17 protein-coding genes, 1 tRNA gene and 1 pseudogene are annotated in these 20,618 nt (G+C 68.4%); 9 read left to right on the top strand and 10 right to left on the bottom strand.

Annotated elements, in window-relative coordinates:
- Positions 1–269 precede the first annotated feature (269 nt).
- A complete protein-coding gene (locus tag AB0J04_RS20650; RefSeq protein ID WP_363169962.1) occupies positions 270–2,792 on the top strand; it encodes a hypothetical protein in 2,523 nt (840 codons plus the stop codon).
- Between the two features lie 84 nt (positions 2,793–2,876).
- Here the strand turns inward: AB0J04_RS20650 and AB0J04_RS20645 are convergent, their stop codons facing one another.
- The 5 genes from AB0J04_RS20645 to AB0J04_RS20625 form a co-directional block, all read right to left on the bottom strand.
- Positions 2,877–3,329 (bottom strand): helix-turn-helix domain-containing protein, encoded by a 453-nt coding sequence (locus tag AB0J04_RS20645; RefSeq protein WP_363169961.1) that lies wholly within the window; start codon positions 3,327–3,329, stop codon positions 2,877–2,879.
- Positions 3,330–3,334: 5 nt separating this feature from the next.
- On the bottom strand, positions 3,335–4,513 hold the full coding sequence (gene dnaJ, locus AB0J04_RS20640; RefSeq protein WP_363169960.1) for a molecular chaperone DnaJ: 1,179 nt from the start codon (positions 4,511–4,513) through the stop codon (positions 3,335–3,337).
- Positions 4,514–4,555: 42 nt separating this feature from the next.
- Positions 4,556–5,212, bottom strand: coding sequence for a nucleotide exchange factor GrpE (gene grpE / locus AB0J04_RS20635; RefSeq protein WP_363169959.1), 657 nt, complete (start codon positions 5,210–5,212; stop codon positions 4,556–4,558).
- Complete coding sequence (dnaK, locus tag AB0J04_RS20630) at positions 5,209–7,044, bottom strand: molecular chaperone DnaK (protein ID WP_363169958.1); 1,836 nt, start codon at positions 7,042–7,044, stop codon at positions 5,209–5,211. Before dnaK ends, grpE begins: the two co-directional genes overlap by 4 nt.
- A gap of 95 nt (positions 7,045–7,139) precedes the next feature.
- Complete coding sequence (locus AB0J04_RS20625; RefSeq protein WP_363169957.1) at positions 7,140–8,318, bottom strand: MraY family glycosyltransferase; 1,179 nt, start codon at positions 8,316–8,318, stop codon at positions 7,140–7,142.
- 205 nt (positions 8,319–8,523) lie between these two features.
- Between AB0J04_RS20625 and AB0J04_RS20620 the strand changes: the two genes are divergently transcribed.
- The 3 genes from AB0J04_RS20620 to AB0J04_RS20610 all read left to right on the top strand — a co-directional run bounded on the left by AB0J04_RS20620 (position 8,524) and on the right by AB0J04_RS20610 (position 13,054).
- Positions 8,524–10,806, top strand: coding sequence for a (Fe-S)-binding protein (locus AB0J04_RS20620; protein ID WP_363169956.1), 2,283 nt, complete (start codon positions 8,524–8,526; stop codon positions 10,804–10,806).
- A 152-nt stretch (positions 10,807–10,958) separates the two neighbouring features.
- On the top strand, positions 10,959–12,047 hold the full coding sequence (locus tag AB0J04_RS20615) for a Yip1 family protein (RefSeq protein WP_363169955.1): 1,089 nt from the start codon (positions 10,959–10,961) through the stop codon (positions 12,045–12,047).
- Positions 12,048–12,283: 236 nt separating this feature from the next.
- Positions 12,284–13,054 carry a hypothetical protein gene (locus AB0J04_RS20610; RefSeq protein WP_363169954.1) on the top strand — a complete coding sequence of 257 codons (771 nt, stop codon included), beginning with the start codon at positions 12,284–12,286 and terminating at the stop codon, positions 13,052–13,054.
- Between the two features lie 174 nt (positions 13,055–13,228).
- On the opposite strand, the gene AB0J04_RS20605 is transcribed toward AB0J04_RS20610, so the two are convergent.
- The gene (locus AB0J04_RS20605; protein ID WP_363169953.1) at positions 13,229–13,747 is read right to left on the bottom strand and encodes a phosphoribosyltransferase; all 519 of its coding nucleotides are present in this window, start codon (positions 13,745–13,747) and stop codon (positions 13,229–13,231) included.
- The gene (dcd, locus tag AB0J04_RS20600; protein ID WP_363169952.1) at positions 13,744–14,319 is read right to left on the bottom strand and encodes a dCTP deaminase; all 576 of its coding nucleotides are present in this window, start codon (positions 14,317–14,319) and stop codon (positions 13,744–13,746) included. Before dcd ends, AB0J04_RS20605 begins: the two co-directional genes overlap by 4 nt.
- A gap of 513 nt (positions 14,320–14,832) precedes the next feature.
- Between dcd and AB0J04_RS20595 the strand changes: the two genes are divergently transcribed.
- Positions 14,833–14,906: transfer RNA gene (locus AB0J04_RS20595), tRNA-Gly, on the top strand.
- A 49-nt stretch (positions 14,907–14,955) separates the two neighbouring features.
- Here AB0J04_RS20595 and AB0J04_RS20590 read toward each other — a convergent pair.
- The 3 genes and pseudogenes from AB0J04_RS20590 to AB0J04_RS20580 all read right to left on the bottom strand — a co-directional run.
- A pseudogene (locus AB0J04_RS20590) lies at positions 14,956–15,250 on the bottom strand (site-specific integrase); the annotation flags it as partial.
- Between the two features lie 22 nt (positions 15,251–15,272).
- Positions 15,273–15,710, bottom strand: coding sequence for an ATP-binding protein (locus tag AB0J04_RS20585; protein ID WP_363169951.1), 438 nt, complete (start codon positions 15,708–15,710; stop codon positions 15,273–15,275).
- 276 nt (positions 15,711–15,986) lie between these two features.
- Complete coding sequence (locus AB0J04_RS20580) at positions 15,987–16,727, bottom strand: GntR family transcriptional regulator (RefSeq protein WP_363169950.1); 741 nt, start codon at positions 16,725–16,727, stop codon at positions 15,987–15,989.
- A gap of 81 nt (positions 16,728–16,808) precedes the next feature.
- On the opposite strand from AB0J04_RS20580, the gene AB0J04_RS20575 reads away from it, so the two are divergent.
- The 4 genes from AB0J04_RS20575 (at position 16,809) to AB0J04_RS20560 (ending at position 20,491) form a co-directional block, all read left to right on the top strand.
- On the top strand, positions 16,809–17,930 hold the full coding sequence (locus AB0J04_RS20575; RefSeq protein ID WP_363170005.1) for a DUF1152 domain-containing protein: 1,122 nt from the start codon (positions 16,809–16,811) through the stop codon (positions 17,928–17,930).
- A complete protein-coding gene (locus AB0J04_RS20570; RefSeq protein WP_363169949.1) occupies positions 17,927–18,157 on the top strand; it encodes a hypothetical protein in 231 nt (76 codons plus the stop codon). Before AB0J04_RS20575 ends, AB0J04_RS20570 begins: the two co-directional genes overlap by 4 nt.
- A gap of 514 nt (positions 18,158–18,671) precedes the next feature.
- Positions 18,672–19,892: an IS110 family transposase gene (locus AB0J04_RS20565; RefSeq protein WP_363169948.1), complete on the top strand. Its 1,221-nt coding sequence runs from the start codon at positions 18,672–18,674 to the stop codon at positions 19,890–19,892.
- A 176-nt stretch (positions 19,893–20,068) separates the two neighbouring features.
- Positions 20,069–20,491 carry an SgcJ/EcaC family oxidoreductase gene (locus AB0J04_RS20560; RefSeq protein WP_363169947.1) on the top strand — a complete coding sequence of 141 codons (423 nt, stop codon included), beginning with the start codon at positions 20,069–20,071 and terminating at the stop codon, positions 20,489–20,491.
- Positions 20,492–20,618: the final 127 nt, after the last annotated feature.

Here is a 20,618-nt window from a genome sequence, read left to right as displayed (position 1 = left end):
CCTACGGGCCGTTGATAAAGATGTGGACGGAAGGTACGGGGGACGTGCTGCTACCGGAATCCGAAGAGGCGACTGACGCACAGCTGCGTGCCCGACAGGCGACACTGGTCGCAGCGGCGGAACGCGATCTGAAAGCCGTGGCATCCATCGTCCTGGGGGAGCGTTTCGGCGCATTCCATAAAGTAGCGGGCACAAAGGAAGAACGAGAGCACTTCCTTCTACAGGACTCCCAGGGCGGTTCGGCCAAGATCTGCGTGGATGCCATTCCGATGGAGACGGGCACCGTCGCATACACGGTGACGAACACGACCTCGGGCTACTACCTCCTGCAGATATCCGACCGGCTGCCGAGCGAGCACCTGTCCCGCGTTCTCGCCCACGAGGTGGGGGAACTCGTCGCCGTGCGCGACCGTTCCGGTCAAGGGCTTGCGCCGGTCCGCGAGAATCTCCTGAACCAGGGGACCGAAATCGGTGACCGGCCCGAGCTGTCGAGCCAGGATCATGGGCGCGTCGGTCAGTTGAACTGGCTCGCGGATCGCAACCCCGTGGCTGACCTGTCGGAGCAGGAGCGGATGCAGGCTCGGGCCGACTTCTCGGCGCTGCTCGACGACACAGGCCTGCGACCGGTGGCGGCCGTGGCCGACGAGGAAGCGTTCCAGGCGCAGAACGCCGCCGCCCGGAAGCGATTCTTCGCATCGACGCCGCACCTCTCGCCTGATGCCCGCCTCCTGGTCGACGCCCTCGCCCACCCCATAGAACACCTCTCCCCCGCCGACGCCACCGCCCTCCAGGCATCCCGGGACGCCGCCCTCCGTGCCGACCGTCAGGTCGAGGCGTTCATCGGGCGTCGGGACATCACCATGCCGCTCCCCGGCTACGACCAGAACGGCCTCCCCCTCCCCCGCGACGAGTTGGAAGCCTCTGCCGTGGCGTGGGCGGGCTACCGCGCCCAGGTCAGCGAGCGCACCGTGCAGACGCTGGAGGGGCAGCTCGCCGCCGGGCAGTTCCCGTTGCGGCAGGTGGTGATCGGCGGCGGAGCGAGCCTCACCGGACGCAGTCCGGACGCCCTCTTGATCGACGGCGCCGGCCGCTGGCACCTGGACCCGGGCGACGGCATCGTCCAGTCCGCGGACCAGGACCGGGATCTCGCCCAGTGGATGGGCGTCGACCCGTACTCGGCGGTCGAGGATCCCCGGCAGCGCATCTCCATCCACGCCGTCCGCGTCTGGGAGGACCAACTGGCCACCCAGGGCGACATGGTGAACGGCCATGCCCGGCTGCGGCTCGGTCGCAACGGCGGACTCCTCGCCGAGGTCCGGCCCCTGGGCGCCGACGGCAAGGAGAGCGCGGACCCCCTCTGGGTCGCCTGCGACGGCACCCCCAGCATCGCCACCGGCCTGACCCCGGAGATCCTCCCCGGAATGCCGCGCGAAGCCCCCGCCGTGGAGAGCCACAGCGAGGCCGTCCGTCTGATCGGCGACCGCCTGCGGGAGCTGGAGGGCCAGGAGGTCCAGGAGGGCCAGGGGCTTCTCGAAGCGGGCGACCTACGCGCCTGGCTGACCCAGGCCGAACGGGGAAACGCGGACGCCCGCACCGTCCTCGACGCCCTGAACTCCTACCCGTCGCTGCGCGAGTCCCTCACCTCCGGCCTGGGCACCGCGGACGCCGCCCGCATGGGCAACTGCTTCACCGCCCTCGAATCGACGCAGAAGTGGGAGTCGGCCCGCGAGGCCGCGCCGGGCCGGGCGCTGCTGGGCGACGAGGTCGCCGAGAGCCGTTTCGACCCCCATGTCGCGAAGAAGTGGATCGTCGTGGGCACCGGCGGAACCGCCGTCGCCAACGCGGAGATCCTCCTGATGCAGAATCCCGACGCCCACGTCACGATCATCGGTTCGGGGACGCCGTCGGCGCTGCAGCACCAGGTCCAGTTCCCGGCGATGGAGGAGAAGTACGGCCACGGAAAGGACGGCGAGAAGCGGCTGACCTTCGTCAGGGCACGGGTGGGCGCCATCGAGACCTACTGGGACGAGCAGGAGAACAGGACCGCCTTCCAGGTCTCCTATGCCGACCCGGAGACCCAGGAGAAGAAGGTGGTCCAAGGCGACGGCTACGTCACCAGCCTCGGCCGCACCAACCCGCTCCCGCCCGCCCTCCAGGTCCTCGCGAACGAGGTCCGCGACCGGAGCGGCGAGATCTCCGGCGACCTGCAGTTCGACCGGGACGACCAGTACATCGGCTACGGCCTCACCTTCGCCGTCGACGGCCACGAACACCGCGTCGACGTGGACGGCGCCGCCTCCTGGCAGTTGCCGCGCGAGATATTCGCCCCCGAGACGGGGATCCAGGCCGAGCTGAACCAGATGGGCATCCGCGGACTGCCGTCCGAGACCGGGAACGCCGCCCCCGGCTTCTCCCCGATCGCCCGCCAGAGCGCCCTGCGCGCACGCGCCGTCGCGGCGGCGGCAGCGGGCGACGAGAACGCCGTCCGGCGCACGAACGAGATCCCGCAACGCTGGCGCCGCCCGGAGCAGAGCCAGAACAAACCGCAAGAGCAAGGGCAGGAGACCGGTCCGGCCCCAGAGTCGATCCTCGCGCCGGCCCCCGCGCCCGCCACCCCGAAACCTGCCGCCGCCACGCCGGCCCCCGCCCCCAACATCCCCGGCGCACACCTGTGGCAGGCGGGCCGCCTCCCGGGCGTCACCGCCCGTCCGCCCACCGCGCCCGCCCGGCAGCCGCAGCAACAGCCCCCCGGCTACGAACCGCCGAAGCCGGACCTGGGCATGGGCGGCTGACCGGCAGCAGCGACGAGCATGCGAAAGGGGCGGCACCAGGCCGCCCCTCCCTCGTGTACGCGCGTCCACGCGTACACGTGCGCCTCAGTCGGACGACTGCTGCCGCTTCGGCCGCCAGACCACCAACGCGCTCGTCTGCTGGACCTCCTGGTACGGCACCAGGTCCCGCCGGTACGAGGCGTGCACCGCCGCTTCCCGCTGCTGCATCGCGGCCGCCGCGCCGTCCAGGGCCGCTTCCATTTCCGCGACGCGGGACTGGAGGGCGGCGACCTGGTTCTCCAGCTCGATGATCCGCTTGATGCCGGCCAGGTTGATGCCCTCGTCCTGGGACAGCGCCTGCACCGTGCGGAGCAGTTCGATGTCCCGGGCCGAGTAGCGTCGGCCCCGGCCGGCGGTGCGGTCGGGGGAGACGAGGCCCAGACGGTCGTACTGACGCAGGGTCTGCGGGTGCAGGCCGGAGAGCTGGGCCGCCACCGAGATGACGTAGACCGGGGTCTCCTGGGTCAGTTCATACGGGTTACGCCGACGGCCGTCCATCACTCTCAGGCTCCCTTCGCGGCCTCGAACAGCTCCGCCCGCGGGTCCTCGCCCACGGTCGCCTCGCGATACGCCTCCAGCGCGTCACGAGCCTTCCCCGACAGGTCCTTCGGGACACTCACCTCGACGGTGACCAGGAGGTCGCCACGAGTGCCGTCCTTGCGGACCGCGCCCTTGCCCCGCGCCCGCATGGTGCGGCCGTTGGGCGTGCCGGGCGGCAGTTTCAGGGTGAGGGACGGTCCACCGAGCGTCGGCACCCTGATCTCGCCGCCGAGTGCCGCCTCGGTGAACGTCACCGGCACGGTCACCGTCAGGTTGTCTTCCTTACGGCCGAAGACGGGGTGCACGCCGACATGGACGACGACGTACAGGTCGCCCGACGGGCCGCCCCGTTCGCCCGGACCGCCCTTGCCGCGCAGGCGGATGCGCTGCCCGTCCGTCACCCCCGCGGGGATGCGGACCTGCATGGTCCGGGACGACTTGGCGCGGCCGCTGCCCTTGCAGTCCAGGCAGGGATGCTCGGCGATCAGGCCGCGGCCCTTGCAGTCCGGGCACGGGTCGGTGAGGGAGAACCCACCGCCGGAGCCCCGCGCCACCTGGCCGGTGCCGACGCAGGTCGGGCACACGCGCGGTGTGCCGTTCTTGTCGCCGGTTCCCGAGCACGCTTTGCAGGGGGCCTGCGAGGACATGCGCAGCGGGACCGTCGCCCCCTCGATCGCCTCGGTGAAGGTGAGGGTGACCTCGGTGTCGATGTCCTGCCCGCGCCGGGGCTGGGTACGGGTCGGACCGCCCGTGCCGCCTCGGTTGAACAGGCCGCCGAAGACGTCCCCGATGCCGCCGCCGAAACCGCCGGGGGAGCCGCCGCCCTGGGCGCCGCCTCCGAAGAGGTCGCCCAGGTCGAAGTTGAACGAGCCGCCCGCGCCCGGGCCCGGACGGAAGCCGCCGTTGCCGAAAAGAGCGCGCGCTTCGTCGTACTCCTTGCGCTTCTTGGGGTCACCGAGGATGTCGTTCGCCTCGGAGATCTCCTTGAAGCGCTCCTCCGCCTTGGCGTTGCCCTTGTTGGCGTCCGGATGGAACTCGCGGGCGAGCTTCCGGTACGCCTTCTTGATCTCGGCCTCGGTGGCGTCCTTGGGAACGCCGAGGACCTTGTAGAAGTCCTTCTCGATGAAGTCCTTGGTGCTCATCCTCGACGTGCCCCCTTTCCGGTGTTCCGCTCGCTGTCTACGTCAGCCCTCCTCAGGGCCGTTGTCCTTCTCGTCGCCGGCCTCGGTGCCGTCCTCGGCCTGCACCGGCTGCGCACCGGGCTGCGGTTCGGCGACGGCCACCCGCGCGGGGCGGATGGTGCGCTCGCCGAAGCGATACCCCGGCTGCAGAATCGCCACGCACGTCGTCTCGGTGACGTCGGGCGCGTACGAGTGCATCAGGGCCTCGTGGATCGTCGGGTCGAAGGGCTCGCCCTCCTTGCCGAACTGCTGCAGGCCCATCTTCGCCGCGACGGTCTCCAGCGACTCGGCCACCGACTTGAAGCCGCCGAGGAGTTCGCCGTGTTCCCGCGCGCGGCCGATGTCGTCGAGCACGGGCAGGAGCTCGGTCAGGAGGTTCGCGATGGCGATCTCCTTGACCGCGATCCGGTCGCGCTCGACCCGACGGCGGTAGTTCTGGTACTCGGCCTGGAGGCGCTGGAGGTCCGCGGTGCGCTCGCCGAGGGCGGTGCGCACCTGGTCCAACTGGGCCACCAGACCGGCTGTCTGGTTCGCGTCCCCGGCCGGGGCCGCCCCCTCCGCCGCGGCGGAGGTGGGGGCGGCCTTCGGCTCGGCGTCTTCAGGGGTGGCGCCGGAGGGGACGTCGGGCTTCTCCTCGAAGCCCGGGGTCTCCTCCGTCACGCGGCACCGTCCTTGCGCTCGTCGTCCACGATCTCGGCGTCCACGACGTCGTCGTCAGCTCGCGGGGCGTCGGCCTGGGGGGCCTCGGCGCCCTGTGCGCCGGCCTCGGCGTACATGGCCTGGCCGACCTTCTGCGAGACGGCGGCGACCTTCTCGGTGGCCGTGCGGATCTCGGCGGTGTCCTCGCCCTTGAGCGCGGCCTTCAGCTCCTCGACGGCGGCCTCGACCTCGGTCTTGACCTCGGCCGGGACCTTGTCCTCGTTGTCCTTGAGGAACTTCTCCGTCTGGTAGACGAGCTGCTCGCCCTGGTTGCGGGCCTCGGCGGCCTCGCGGCGACGGTGGTCCTCGTCCGCGTACTGCTCGGCCTCCTGGCGCATGCGGTCGACCTCGTCCTTCGGCAGCGAGGAGCCGCCGGTGACGGTCATCTTCTGCTCCTTGCCCGTGCCCAGGTCCTTCGCGGTCACGTGCATGATGCCGTTGGCGTCGATGTCGAAGGCGACCTCGATCTGCGGGACGCCACGCGGGGCCGGCGGCAGACCGGTCAGCTCGAACATGCCGAGCTTCTTGTTGTAGGCCGCGATCTCGCGCTCGCCCTGGTAGACCTGGATCTGGACGGACGGCTGGTTGTCCTCGGCCGTCGTGAAGATCTCCGAGCGCTTGGTCGGGATCGTGGTGTTGCGCTCGATGAGCTTGGTCATGATCCCTCCCTTGGTCTCGATGCCGAGGGACAGCGGGGTCACGTCGAGCAGCAGGACGTCCTTGACCTCGCCCTTGAGGACACCGGCCTGGAGCGCGGCGCCGATGGCGACGACCTCGTCCGGGTTCACGCCCTTGTTGGCGTCCTGACCGCCGGTCAGCTCGCGGACGAGCTCGGCGACGGCGGGCATACGCGTGGAGCCACCGACGAGAACGACGTGGTCGATCTCGGAGAGGTTGATGCCGGCGTCCTTGATGACGTTGTGGAACGGCGTCTTGCAGCGCTCCAGCAGGTCGGCCGTCAGCTGCTGGAACTGGGCGCGGGTGAGCTTCTCGTCCAGGTGCAGCGGGCCCTCGGCGGACGCCGTGATGTAGGGCAGGTTGATCGAGGTCTCGGTGGACGAGGACAGCTCGATCTTCGCCTTCTCGGCAGCCTCGCGCAGACGCTGCAGCGCCATCTTGTCCTTGGCGAGGTCCACGCCGTGGCCGGCCTTGAACTGCTGCACCAGGTAGTCGACGACGCGCTGGTCCCAGTCGTCGCCGCCGAGGTGGTTGTCGCCGTTGGTGGCCTTCACCTCGACGACGCCGTCACCGATCTCCAGGAGGGACACGTCGAACGTGCCGCCGCCGAGGTCGAAGACGAGGATCGTCTGGTCGTCCTTGTCGAGGCCGTACGCGAGCGCGGCCGCGGTGGGCTCGTTGACGATACGAAGGACGTTGAGACCGGCGATCTCACCGGCTTCCTTCGTCGCCTGACGCTCGGAGTCGTTGAAGTAGGCCGGGACGGTGATGACCGCGTCGGCCACCTTCTCGCCCAGGTACGCCTCGGCGTCGCGCTTCAGCTTCTGAAGGATGAAGGCGCTCATCTGCTGCGGGTTGAAGTGCTTCCCGTCGAGCTCGATCGTCCAGTCGGTGCCCATGTGACGCTTCACCGAACGGATGGTCCGGTCCACGTTGGTGACCGCCTGGCGCTTGGCGACCTCGCCGACAAGCACCTCGCCGTTCTTCGCGAAGGCGACGACGGACGGCGTGGTCCTGGCACCCTCGGCGTTGGTGATGACGGTGGGCTCGCCGCCCTCCAGAACGCTTACGACGGAGTTGGTTGTGCCCAGGTCGATGCCGACCGCACGTGCCATGGTGATCTTCCTCCAGCTGACTTGAGTGGAACGGACTCAAGTGTGCACGAGGCTCGCCTTCGGGTCAACAGACCTGAGTCGGACCCACTCAACTCTTATCCGTTCCTTACACGCAATCCCGCGTTGACCTGCGGTGATACGGACGGCGTGGCCCGCCTCACCCCGAACTCCGGGTGACCCGCAGAGGCCTCGGGTTGACGCCGAGGCCCATACACGGGCGCGGGACGCGACGCGGGACGCACCTCCCGAGAACGGGCCTCCCGAGGACGCGCCCCCTGCGCCCGCCGACGCCCACGCGCGCGTGGCGGCCCGTACACCGACACCCGCAGCAGCCCGAGCGGGACGACGGCCGCCACGCCGGCCACCCACAGCACCGCCCGCGCGCCCACCCACCCGCCGTGCACCAGCACCCCGACGAGCACCGCGGCGAAGGCCGCGACGCCGAGCAGGACGCTCACGCCCTGGGGAGTGAGCCCGAGCCGCCGCAGCCGGTGGGCGAGATGGTCGGGCGCGGCGCGCAGCAGGGGCCGTCCGGCCAGCCGCCGCGACACGACCACCAGCAGGACGTCGGCCCCGGCGACGGCGGTGAGCGCGAACAGCACCCCCGTGCCGACGACCGGATCGTGCCCCGCGCGGGCGATCACGGCGGCAGCGGCGAGCAGGAAGCCGGCGAAGAGCGACCCGCACGCCCCGAGGGCCACGCGCGCGGGAGGCCAGTTGTGCATGAGGAACCCGGTCAGCGCGGCGGCGAGCACGCTCAGCAGCACCACCAGCCCGTCCATGACCTCGACGGCGACGCACGCCGCCACCCCGAAGGCCGTGACGACCCCGACGGTCCCGGCCACCCCGTCGGCATGGTCGAGCGCCCGGAAGGCCAGGGCCACGAAGGTGATCCAGGCGACGCCCACCGCAGCGGCGACCGGCCCGGTGTCGCCGTAGGGCGCCACGAAGGCCGCCGCGACCGCCGTCCCGACCACCAGGAACCGCGCCTTGAGCCGCCAGACGTCCGCGACGAGCCCGAGGGCCGCGACGGCGCCTCCCGCGACGAGCAGCACCTCGATGCCGTCCCCGAGCGGCGCCACGCCCGTCCAGTCCCCGGCGGCCGAGACGAGACAGGTGGCGAGCGCGACGGCGGCGCCCCCGAACAGCGGAACCCGCCGTTGCCGCTGCCGCCGGTCGATCAGCCCGAGTCTCAGGGCGGGCACGCGCAGCAGCGCGGCGAGTACGGCGGCGAGGAGCAGGGCGGTGGCGGCAGCGACGATCCCGTAGAGCACGGGTATAAATTAATCATAAATGCACCAATTTGGTACGAATAACACGGCCGGTTTATCTCGAGTTCTGAGGCAACCCTGAGCGACTCAGATCACTACACGCCCCGCTACAGTGCGACACAGAATGAGGGGTACTCTCAGACGGACTACATAAGTTACCGCTTAGTAATCTCCACCGAAGTCCCTCGCAGGCCCGAGGAGCCCCCAAATGCAACTCGCCGCGATCATCGTGTCGCTGGTTCTGATCGTGGTCGGCGTGGCCCTGTTCGCCCGCGCGATCCTTCAGATCTACAACTTCATGCGGCTCGGCCAGAGCGTGCCCGCGGGCACGCGCACCGACGAGCCCGTCCAGCGCACCGTCACCGTGGCCAGGGAGTTCCTCGGCCACACCCGGATGAACCGCTGGGGCATCGTCGGTGTCGCGCACTGGTTCGTGGCGGTGGGCTTCTTCTCGCTGCTGCTGACGATCGTCAACGCCGTCGGCCAACTGTTCCAGGCCGACTGGATGCTGCCGATCATCGGCGAATGGGCGCCGTACAACGTCTTCGTCGAGTTCATCGGCACGATGACGGTCCTCGGCATCCTGACCCTGATCGTGATCCGCCAGCTCAACAAGCCGAACAAGCCGGGCCGCAAGTCCCGCTTCGCCGGCTCCAACTTCGGCCAGGCGTACTTCGTCGAGGCCGTCATCCTCATCGTCGGCGTCTGCATCTTCATGCTGCACGCGCTGGAGGGCGCCCAGCACCACATCGACGGCTACGAGGCCTCGTTCTTCATCTCGTACCCGGTGGTCGACTGGCTCGAGGGCATGGACGTCTCCACGCTCCAGAACCTCACCTACTTCTTCGCCGGCCTGAAGATCGCGACCTCCTTCATCTGGATGATCACGGTCGCCCTGAAGACGGACATGGGCGTCGCCTGGCACCGCTTCCTCGCCTTCCCGAACATCTGGTTCAAGCGGAACCCCAAGGGCGAGACCTCGCTCGGCGCACTGCTCCCGATGACCTCGGGCGGCAAGCCGATCGACTTCACCGATCCCGGCGACGACGACGTCTTCGGCGTCTCCCAGGTCGAGCAGTTCTCCTGGAAGGGCCTGCTGGACTTCTCCACCTGCACCGAGTGCGGCCGCTGCCAGTCGCAGTGCCCGGCCTGGAACACGGGCAAGCCGCTCTCCCCCAAGCTCCTGATCATGTCGCTGCGCGACCACGCGCACGCCAAGGCCCCGTACCTGCTGGCCGGCGGCGGCAAGAGCACGGAGGGCGAGGAGAAGGCGTCCGAGGAGCAACTGGCGGGCGTGCCCGCGGCGGCCCTCGCGGAGGCCGAGCGCCCGCTGATCGGCACCGCCGAGGAGAACGGCGTCATCGACCCGGACGTCCTGTGGTCCTGCACCACCTGCGGCGCCTGCGTCGAGCAGTGCCCGGTGGACATCGAGCACGTCGACCACATCGTCGACATGCGCCGCTACCAGGTGATGATCGAGTCCGCGTTCCCGTCCGAGGCGGGCACGATGCTCAAGAACCTGGAGAAGAAGGGCAACCCCTGGGGTCTGGCGAAGAAGCAGCGCCTCGAGTGGCTCAAGGAAGTCGACTTCGAGATCCCGGTCGTCGGCAAGGACATCGAGGACCTGACCGAGGTCGAGTACCTCTACTGGGTCGGCTGCGCGGGCGCCCTCGAGGACCGCGCGAAGAAGACCACGAAGGCCTTCGCCGAGCTGCTGCACATCGCGGGCGTCAAGTTCGCGATCATGGGCGGCGACGAGAAGTGCACGGGTGACTCGGCACGTCGGCTCGGCAACGAGCCGCTGTTCCAGGAGCTCGGCATGGAGAACGTCATGGCGCTGAACACGGCGTTCGGCGAGGAGCTGGACGACGACGGCAAGGTGACCGAGGAGTCCCGCAAGCCCAAGTCGGCGAAGAAGATCGTCGCCACCTGCCCGCACTGCCTCAACACCATCGGCAACGAGTACCCGCAGCTCGGCGGCGACTACGAGGTCATCCACCACACCCAGCTGCTCCAGCGCCTGGTGGACGAGGGCAAGCTGATCCCGGTGACCCCGGTCGAGGGCATCATCACCTACCACGACCCCTGCTACCTGGGCCGCCACAACAAGATCTACTCGCCCCCGCGCGAGATCATGACGGCCGTCCCGGGCCTGCGCCAGCAGGAGATGCACCGCCACAAGGAACGCGGCTTCTGCTGCGGCGCCGGCGGCGCGCGGATGTGGATGGAGGAGCGGATCGGCAAGCGCATCAACAACGAGCGCGTCGACGAGGCCCTGTCCCTCAACCCGGACATCGTCTCGACCGCCTGCCCGTTCTGTCTGGTGATGCTCACCGACTCGGTCAACGGCAAGAAGAACGAGGGCAAGGCCAAGGAGTCCATCACCGTCGTGGACGTCTCCCAGCTCCTCCTGGAGTCGGTCAAGACCCCGGTCGACCCCGCGGACGAGCCCGAGTCGGAAAGCGCTCCGGAACCGGCGCCCGTGCAGTGACCGATGCCGTGACAGAAGCGGTGACAGGTTCCTCATGACGGATGCACGACGGCGCCCCGGGTCACAGGACCCGGGGCGCCGTCGTGCACCCTGAAGCTCCCTCACGGCCTGGTGAGACCCCCTGAGGCACCCTCAGATCCGCCCCCTAGGGGATGTCACAGCTCGGCAGCAAACCCGTCCCCGTACGCCCCGCCCAGCCGCACGAGCCGGCCGGACCAGGTACGTTCGATGACGTGGCTGGATTCAGGATCGGACGCGGCCGGGACAACCCCGCCCCCCAAGCGCGACCGCAACAACCCCCGTACGGGCAGGCGCCCCAGGGACAGTCGGCACGGCCTTCGGGCCCGTCGTACGGCTACCCCCCGGCCCAGCAGCCGTACCCGCAGCAGCAGCGGCCCCAGTACGGCGGCACGGGCGCGGGCGGCGGCCAGTGGCCGCAGGCGAACGGCGGCGGATACGGCGGCCAGGGCGGACAGGGCGGCGACGAGCCGGAGTACTTCGGCGGCGACGCCCCGTACGGCGCGCCGGGCGGGCCCGGTGGCCCCGGCGGCAGCCCCGGTGGCGCCCCGTACGACCCGTACGCCGCGAACAACCCGGGTCACACCCAGGCCTTCTCGGTGGACGACCACAGCCAGTACGACCAGTACAACCAGGGTGGTACGTACCACTCAGGTTCGGCGGCCCCGTCGGGCCCGGTCGGTCCGCGGCTGCACTGGAAGGAACTGCTGAAGGGCGTCGTCGTCGCCCCCAACCAGACGTTCCTCCGGATGCGGGACTACACGATGTGGGGCCCCGCCCTCGTCGTCACGTTCCTCTACGGGATGCTCGCGGTCTTCGGCTTCGACGGCGCCCGCAAGGACGCGATAAACGCGACGCTCTCCAACGCGATCCCGATCGTCCTGACGACGGCCGTGGCGATGGTGCTGAGCTCGCTCGTCCTGGGCGTGGTCACCCACACGCTGGCCCGCCAACTCGGCGGCGACGGCGCCTGGCAGCCCACGGTCGGCCTCTCCATGCTGATCATGTCCCTGACGGACGCGCCGCGCCTGGTCGTCGCGATGTTCTTCGGCGGCGACGCGCCGTTCGTACAGCTCCTGGGCTGGGCGACATGGGTCGCGGCCGGCGCCCTCCTCACCCTGATGGTCAGCAAGTCCCACGACCTGCCGTGGCCGAAGGCGCTGGGCGCGTCCTCGATCCAACTGCTGGCCCTGCTGTCGATCGTGAAGCTGGGCACGTTCTAGCACCTGTAGCACTTGACGGACACCGGCCGGTGCCCGGCGACACCTGCCAGTACCTGGCGGACACCAGTGGGGCCCTCGGCGGGTTGCCGGGGGCCCTTGGCGTGCCGTCACCGAAAGCGAGATTTCACGAGCGCACGGCTGGACAAAACCAGCCGAACAGTCGCATGTCGTACCGCTGCAACTACAGAGCGTAATATAATGTGACCGTTCCCTACAACCTCCTACAAGGAGTGCGCGTGAAAGCTCGCTTTGGCATGGGGCGGGGAACGGTGCTCGTGGCCGCCCTGCTCGCCGTCAGCGCCGCGATCCTTCCGGGATCGGCAGCCGCAGACACGGACGGCAACCAAGCCCATACGGACCACTGGGGCGTGATCGCCCGCAACACGATCGGCTCTCCCGTCGCCGAACTCCGCAACGGGCCCTTCGGCCCGTTCGGCGTGACGGACGCTGCCGCCAGACCGCCGTACGGGCGAGGCAGCCTCGGCATCGAGGTGGCGACCAACTCCACCACGCTGCGCCCTCCCAGCGAGAAGGTCGACTTCGGCAATGAAGTGGACTTCTTCGGCCAACAGGTGCTGCGGGTGCGGCATGTGGGCTTCCACGTGTTCCAGACGAACGAGAACGTCGGCTACGGAGGCCCGACGAACATGCCGAACATCAGGTTCGAGATCGACCCGGACGTGACGTCCACCGACGACTACTCCTCGCTGGTGTGGGTGCCGAACGCGTCCCCGGTCACCAACGGCTGGAGCCCGTTCCTCGACGCCACGAAGACCGGCTACTGGTACCTCACCGGCAACGAGACGAGCTGCACCCGGGCCGCCCGGTGCACGTTCACCCAGCTCAAGGCCTCGTTCCGCAGGGCCCACGCAAGGCCGACCATCTACACGGTCGCCGTGAGCAAGGGACGGAACTTCATGTGGATCGGCGCGATCGACGGCCTCCGGTTGAACAACCGCGTCTACGACTTCGAGCGCTACGGCGTGAGGGCGATTCGCGTGAAGTGACGCGGAGGAACGGAAACACACGAGCCTGATCGGGCGGGGCCGGCAGCGAAGACGGCCGGCCCCGCCCCGCCCCGCATCACACACCGCACGGCCGACGAGAGGGCTTCCCCACAGCCGACTTGAGAGCTTCCCCACGGGGCCGGCGGCTAGAGGGCTTCCCCACGGGGCCGGCGGCTAGAGGGCTTCCCTGGAGGGCACGACAGCCTCGCCCGACTTGCGCACTACAGGCAAAACACTCCACGGGAAGTTGATCCAGTCGTCGGTCCGCTTCCACACGTACTCGCACTTCACGAGCGAGTGCGACTTCTCGTAGATGACCGCACTGCGCACCTCGGCGACGGTGTCCAGGCAGAAGTCACGCACGAGCTTCAGCGTCTTGCCCGTGTCGGCGACGTCGTCCGTGATGAGGACCTTCTTGTCGGAGAAGTCGATGACGTTGGGGACGGGCGCGAGCATGACCGGCATCTCGAGCGTCGTCCCCACCCCGGTGTAGAACTCGACGTTCACCAGGTGGAGGTTCTTGCAGTCGAGGGCGTAGGCGAGCCCTCCGGCGACGAAGACGCCCCCGCGGGCGATGCTGAGAACTATGTCGGGGACGAACCCGTCGTCGGCGATGGTCTGCGCAAGCTCACGGACGGCGACCCCGAACCGCTCGTAACTGAGCTCCTCCCGAGCCCCGCCCGTGTCACTCATACCTGGGTCCGATGGAAGTTGAGGAAGGACCGGGAGGCGGTAGGACCGCGCTGCCCCTGGTACCGGGACCCGTACCGCTCGCTGCCGTAGGGGGACTCGGCCGGCGAGGTGAGCTTGAACATGCACAGCTGGCCGATCTTCATACCGGGCCAGAGCTTGATGGGGAGCGTGGCGAGATTGGACAGCTCCAGCGTCACATGCCCGCTGAACCCGGGGTCGATGAAACCGGCGGTGGAGTGGGTGACGAGCCCGAGCCTCCCGAGGGAACTCTTCCCCTCCAGCCGCGAGGCGAGATCGTCGGGAAGCGAGATGACCTCGTAGGTGGAGGCGAGCACGAACTCACCGGGGTGGAGAATGAAGGGCTCGTCGCCCTCGGGCTCCACGAGCCGGGTGAGGTCGATCTGCTCCACGGACGGATCGATATGCGGGTACCGGTGGTTCTCGAACACCCGGAAGTACCGATCGAGCCGCACATCGATGCTCGACGGCTGCACCATGGATTCGTCGTAGGGGTCGATCCGTACCCGCCCGGCGTCGATCTCGGCCCGGATGTCCTTGTCTGAGAGAAGCACGTCCCGAGGATACGCAGGGCGCGCGGAGCCACCACAATCGGGACGACTCCACGCGCCGGGCCGCTGGACGGCCGTTTTGCCTACCGCTTTTCGAGAATGACCGGCACGACACTTCGCAACCGGGCACAACGAGGGCACCGGACAAGTCGCCCGGGACCGAGCCGCTCGGCCTGCTGCATCGGGAACGAAGCGGTGCTGAACACGTGCCCATCGGCACAACGGACGACGGTGCGCTCCATCAAGTCCTAGAGTCCCTTCCCCAAAGAGCCGCGTCCGGCTGCTGCTCGCCGGACACTGAAAGCCACATTACGGGACGAACGGGACGACCCTCCAGGCGGCACTCCGACCCCGCCCGGCCCCTCTTCCGCACCTCCACCGTACGCCCCAACTCCGGCCCCCCGCACCCGGATCCCACCCCCGAAACGCACCCGGACCCCACGGCTTCAGCGCCCGGGGCCCGGCATGAGGTAGAGTGACGGAGCGTTCCGACACCGGCTGTGACCGGCGTCTTACGCGGGTGTAGTTTAATGGTAGAACATCAGCTTCCCAAGCTGAGAGCGCGAGTTCGATTCTCGTCACCCGCTCCATGAACAAAGCCCAGGTCATCGACCCGGGCCTTTTTGTTTTGCTCTGCGATCACTCGCCGCGTGCCAGATTCGTGCCAGAACGTTGATCGGCGGGGGCGGCTGCGACTTCCTGCTGTCGGTCGTCGTCGGAGTGCTGATAGATCAGCTCGGCTTTCTCTGAGCACTGGCCTGCACGGAGCGTCGCGGTCGTAGCAGCGGAAGCCCTCAGGGACGCCGTCGACGATACGGGCCTTGCGCCGCTTCCGACCGAACGTGCCGCGACGGAAGGCCGCGCCCTTCTCGCCGAGGAAGACGAGCCTGTTGGACCCCTTGCCCGCATAGAGCTCCATGTGGGGGCGCAGCTCCGAAGAGAACCCAGGCACACCTTCAGGCCGGCCAGGCATCGGCCATCACAAAGGAGACGACCGTCCCGCCGAAGCGACTCGGCCCCGAATGCCAGGAGTCGGCAATGGAGTCGACGAGGAGTAGCCCGCGCCCGTGCGCGTCGGCGGCGTCGGGCCGCCGCAGATTGACCCTGGCCGGAAACCCGGCGTTGTGCACCTCGACCTTGAGTGACGATCCTTCTCGGAACCACTCCACCCGAACACGCCAAACCTCATCGGATCGGCCGTAGACGATCGCATTGGTCACCAACTCCGAGATCATCAGCACGCAGTCGTCGACCGAGCAGGCCAGGTTGTGCGGGGCGATGAACTTCCGGAACCAGCGCCGGGACAGAGACACGGACTCCGCGACGGGGTACAAGGTCAGCGCCCCGAGCCGCGGTGAGTCCTCAGAGGGATAGCGGTCCATCGTGTAAGCCATCCGTGCTCACTCCTTGCCGCTGCCGTCGCAGTCGAGGCAGCGCCGCTTCGATGTGGCACGAGTGCGGTCGGCGGCAGCGGCAAGCACCAGGGAGGTACGCGAACTGACACGCTTCCAACCACGTCCCCGGCAACTCCGGCAAGGTAAGTGCGTCCCCTGGTCCGGCCGCTGACTCGTCACTCCGTGCCCCCTTCCGATCAAGTGGCCTTAGCCACTTACTGGATAGTGGCATTAGCCACTTGCGATGCGCAAGCGGTTCGCCGAAGTGACGACCCATCAGGTCAGCGGATATCCCTGCTCGAACGCCCAGCGGTGCGGCGGGTAGGTGGCCTCAGCGAACTCCAACGGCCGGTCCTGGAGGTCAAAGACGACGTGATGCACGATCAGAACCGCCGCACCGGCCTCAAGCTGGAGGTCAGCGGCTTCCTCCTCGGTCGCCTGCCTGGCACACATGCGGTCCTCGGCGTAACTCCCCTGCCGACCCGTCATGTTCTCGACGTACATCAAGGTGCCCTCTTGAATCCGCTCAGGCTCCAGGAGCCTGGGCGCCCGCTGCCCAACCTCAGGTGCGAACCACGAGGTGGAAAGCGTGATGGGCCCGTCCTGATTGTTGGTAACCCGCTGGCGATGCACAGCCCGACGGTCCTTCACCAGGCCCAACGCCTCAGCAACGTGATCCGGCGCGTCCAGCCACCCGGCCGACGTGATCACCGCATACTCGCCAGACGTGTAGATCTTCCCGGTCTGCCGGGCCCGCCCGTACAACTCACGGGCTCGCCTGTTGACTTCGAGACTCCGCACATAGGTCCCGGACCCCTGCCGCTTCTCAACAAGTCCTTGATGGCTCAAGGCCTCCAACGACCGCGCGGCAGTCGGCCTGGACACCTTCCAATCCGCCGCAAGCTGCCGTTCCGAGGGCACCTCGTCCCCTGGCCGCAGGTCGCCCCGAAGGATCTGATCGCGGATGAAGTGCGCGATCTGGAGATACTTCGGCTGCGCTTCCTCGATCTGAGGCATGTCCCCTCCTCGCCCAAGTGGCTATAGCCTCTAGCCACTATAGGGTGAGTGGTCAAGGGCCTAACCCGTAGTCTTGGGCCCATGACGCGGTTGATCGTCGCAGCAGGAGGAGGGGGCGACGCAGTCGCCGCCGCAATGCTTGACGCCGCCTTGTACGGCGACCACGACGACCAGGCGGTGATCCTCACCTACGCGTGGGACCGCCTGCTTATCGACCCGCTACCGGGCCCCCGAGGAAGCAACGACTTCACCGGCCTCGAACAGATCACCCCCACCGTGTGGAAGGTGCCGGCGAAGGCCCGCCCGATCGCTCCGGCCGGCTCGGCTCTCCCCCGACTCGCGGCAGAGCTCCCGCACACATTCGCATTGATCGACCTGAGACAGGGCGCCGAGGGAGTCACGCGCCAGATCGAAGAACTGGTCGCCCACATACAGCCGACCACAATCGATCTCCTAGACGTCGGCGGCGACGTGCTGGCCCGAGGCGACGAACCAACGCTGAAGAGCCCACTAGCCGACTCCCTGACGCTGGCAGCATGCGGCCAAGTTAACGCTCCCATCCGCCTGTTGATCGCAGGCCCCGGCCTGGACGGCGAGCTTTCACCCGAGGACGTACGAGGCGTACTCGGCCCGGTCGTCCACACCTTCACGGCGAAGGACGTGGAACCGGTCAGCTCGGTCCTGGAGTGGCACCCCTCCGAGGCAACCGGGATGCTCGCCGCAGCAGCCCGAGGCGTGCGCGGCACATGCGAAATCCGAGACGCCGGCCTTCCCATCCCCCTCACCGACGAAACCCCGACGGTCCACGAGGTCGACCTGGACGAGGCCCTCAGCCGCAACGAGTTGGCCCGCGCCAGCATGTCGACCACCACCCTGGACCAGGTCGAGGCACTGAGCCGCGAGATCTGCGGCTTCTCCGAAATCGACTACGAGCGCAACAAGGCTCTCTGGCTCAAGGAACAACGGCCGGCGAAGCTCGACGCCGAGTCGGCACTATCCCAGCTCGCCCAGTTCGAGGCCGAGGCCCGAAGCCGCAGAGTCACCCACACGACGTTCCGCCACCTCACCGAGGCCCTGAACCTCCACGGATCACAGCGCGATGATCTACGCCGCCTGCTCATCAACACACGGCCGGAGCAGTACGCGGCCCCGCTGTGGAGCATCACGAACGCCGACAGCACCCACTCAGGTCAGACACCGTGAGCGCGTTCAGCAGCGATCCAGACCTCAACGTGGAGGGCACCACCGGCAACGGCACGGAAGTCGACGTTGCCACCAACCTGCTGAACGGCGACATCAGGCTCTCAATCCTCTGGACGCAAGAGATCCTCTTGTCCGCAGACACCGCCGAACAAGTGGCAGACGCTCTTCGACGAGCCGCAACACAATCCCGCAGCATCACAGCCGCCCCACAAACACCGCCTGAGTAACAACCTTCTTCACGGGTTCAAGGCCCGCGCACGGCGCGGGCACGCGCCGCCTCTGCGGCGCGGCCTGCCTCCTAATGGCGTCGTAAGACGTTCGTCTTGATCCTGCTGGCGAACGTCTTGAGTGAGCCGGCATGCGGTGATCCGTAGCCGCTCCTGAGGCCTGACCTCCCAAGACAGAGTCGGCCCCGCATGCCAGCCCGCCCGTTCGTTCCTCATCGTGCGGAGGGGGCGGGGCGGCCCGCGCTCTGGCCTTCGTCCCGCGCGGACCGCCCCCGCCCCCTCCGCCGAAGGACACAACAGCGGCATCGTTGGCTCGTGGTCCAAGCCGCCGCCAGGGAAACACCTCTCACCGCTCGGCGAACGCTTCAGTTCCGCAGCTGACCGAGACCCCTGACGACCGCTGGGATTGCGAACGACTGATCGGATGACGGGCCCCTGAGCCCTGCCATTAGGAAGACGCGCAACCCCTGCCCGGCGAGGGCCAGCACACCACCGCCAATCAGAGGACACCCCTATGACCAGCGTGTTCTGCGGCATCGACTGGGCCACCGACCATCACGACATCGCCCTGCTCGACGAGAGCGGCACCCTCCTCGCCAAGCTCCGCATCGACGACAACCCCACGGGCCTCGCCCAGCTCCTCGACCTCCTGGCCCGCCACGGAGACAACCCCGACAACCCGATCCCCGTCGCCATCGAGACCTCCCACGGGCTCCTGGTCGCCTGCCTGCGCACCACCGGCCGACCGATCTACGTCATCAACCCGCTCACCGCCGCCCGCTACTGCGACCGCTACGCACTCAGCCGCAAGAAGTCCGACCACCTCGACGCCAAAGTCCTCGCCCACATCCTGCGCACCGACCCCGCCGAACACCGCCCCCTGCCCGCCGACAGCCACCTCGCCCAAGCCATCACCGTCCTGGCCCGAGCCCAGCAGGACGCCGTCTGGGACCGCGTCCAGACCGGCAACCGACTGCGCTCCCACCTGCGCGAATACTTCCCCGCCGTCCTCACCGTCTTCAGACACTTCCGCGAAGGCCTCGCCTCACCCGTCAGCCGCACCCTGCTCGCCACGGCACCCACGCCCACGCAGGCCGCCCAGCTCACCCGCCCCCAACTGCGAACCATCCTCAAAAAGGCCGGCCGCCAACGCGAGATCACCGGCGAGGTCGAACGCCTCCACGGCTTACTGCGCGAACCCCAGATGCATCAACCGCCCCTGGTGGAAGAGGCGATGGGCACCAAGGCCCTCGCCCTGCTACGGCAGTTCGAGGCGGCCTGCACCAGCGCCGACGAGCTGGAAGCCGCGGTCGTCGACGCCTTCACCGCCCACGAGGACGCCGAGATCATCACCAGCTTCCCCGGCCTCGGCCACCTCACCGGCGCCCGCGTCCTGGCCGAACTCGGCGACGACCACACCCGCTTCGCCACCGCCCGCGCACTCAAGGCCTACGCCGGATCGGCCCCCGTCACCAGATCCTCCGGACGCAAGACCACCGTCCTGGCCAGGCACATCAAGAATCAGCGTCTCGCCTCAGCCGGCTACAACTGGGCCTTCGCCGCCCTCACAGCATCCCCCGGAGCACGAGCCCACTACGACCGCCGCCGAGCAACCGAAGAACGACACGTCGCAGCACAACGCAACCTGTTCAACCGCATGCTCGGCTGCCTGCACCACTGCCTCACCCGCCGCATCCCCTACGACGAGCAGACCGCCTTCCCCGACACCGCTTGACTGATCAACCGCATCGGATGTCTGTCTGCGCCCCGGCTGGCCGCGCCCGGCGGCGCGCTACGTGCATGCGGGCGGACGAGGGAAAACCAGCTGTGGCTGGGGCGGTCATCTGCACGTCGAGGCGGGTCGACAAATGGAGTTGACCTCAACTTTGGTTAAGGTTCTAGGTTGCCTCCATGGACGCCACGAACTCCACTTTCCCCACCAATGACACCGCCGAGAAGCGGATCCGCGACCTCGTCGCGCGGACCCAAGAGGCGCAGATCGACCCGGACGTGCTCCCGGCGCTGCACACATCCGACCTGGTGCTCATCAATTTCGCCGGGCGGCGCCTCTTCGGGCGTGAGACCTTCGCTTCGGCCATGACCGAAGCGCTCTCCTCCCCGCTCAAGGACATCCGGACCGAGCTGGAGGTCAACGACATCCGTTTCGCCACCCCTGACGTCGCCATCGTCAGCCTGACCAAGACGATCCACGATGAACGGTCCGAGGCGGAGGGCTCATCCGAGCTGCCCTTGGCCGGCGCCATGACCTATGTCATGACTCGCCAGGGCGGCGACTGGCGCATCGCCCTGGCGCAGACGACGCCGATTAGCTGAAAGCCCGCTGACAACACCCGGAGAACTAAGTGCAATGCCGTGTAGTTAGCGCTCGCTGTCGAGTGTCAAGGGGTGCGGGTGGTCAGGATGTCGATGCTGATGGTGGCTTTGTAGCTGGTTCGGTCGA

The sequence above is a fragment of the Streptomyces sp. NPDC050263 genome, assembly GCF_040655955.1.
GTDB lineage: Bacteria > Actinomycetota > Actinomycetes > Streptomycetales > Streptomycetaceae > Streptomyces.
This window is presented reverse-complemented; position numbering and strand designations above follow the sequence as displayed.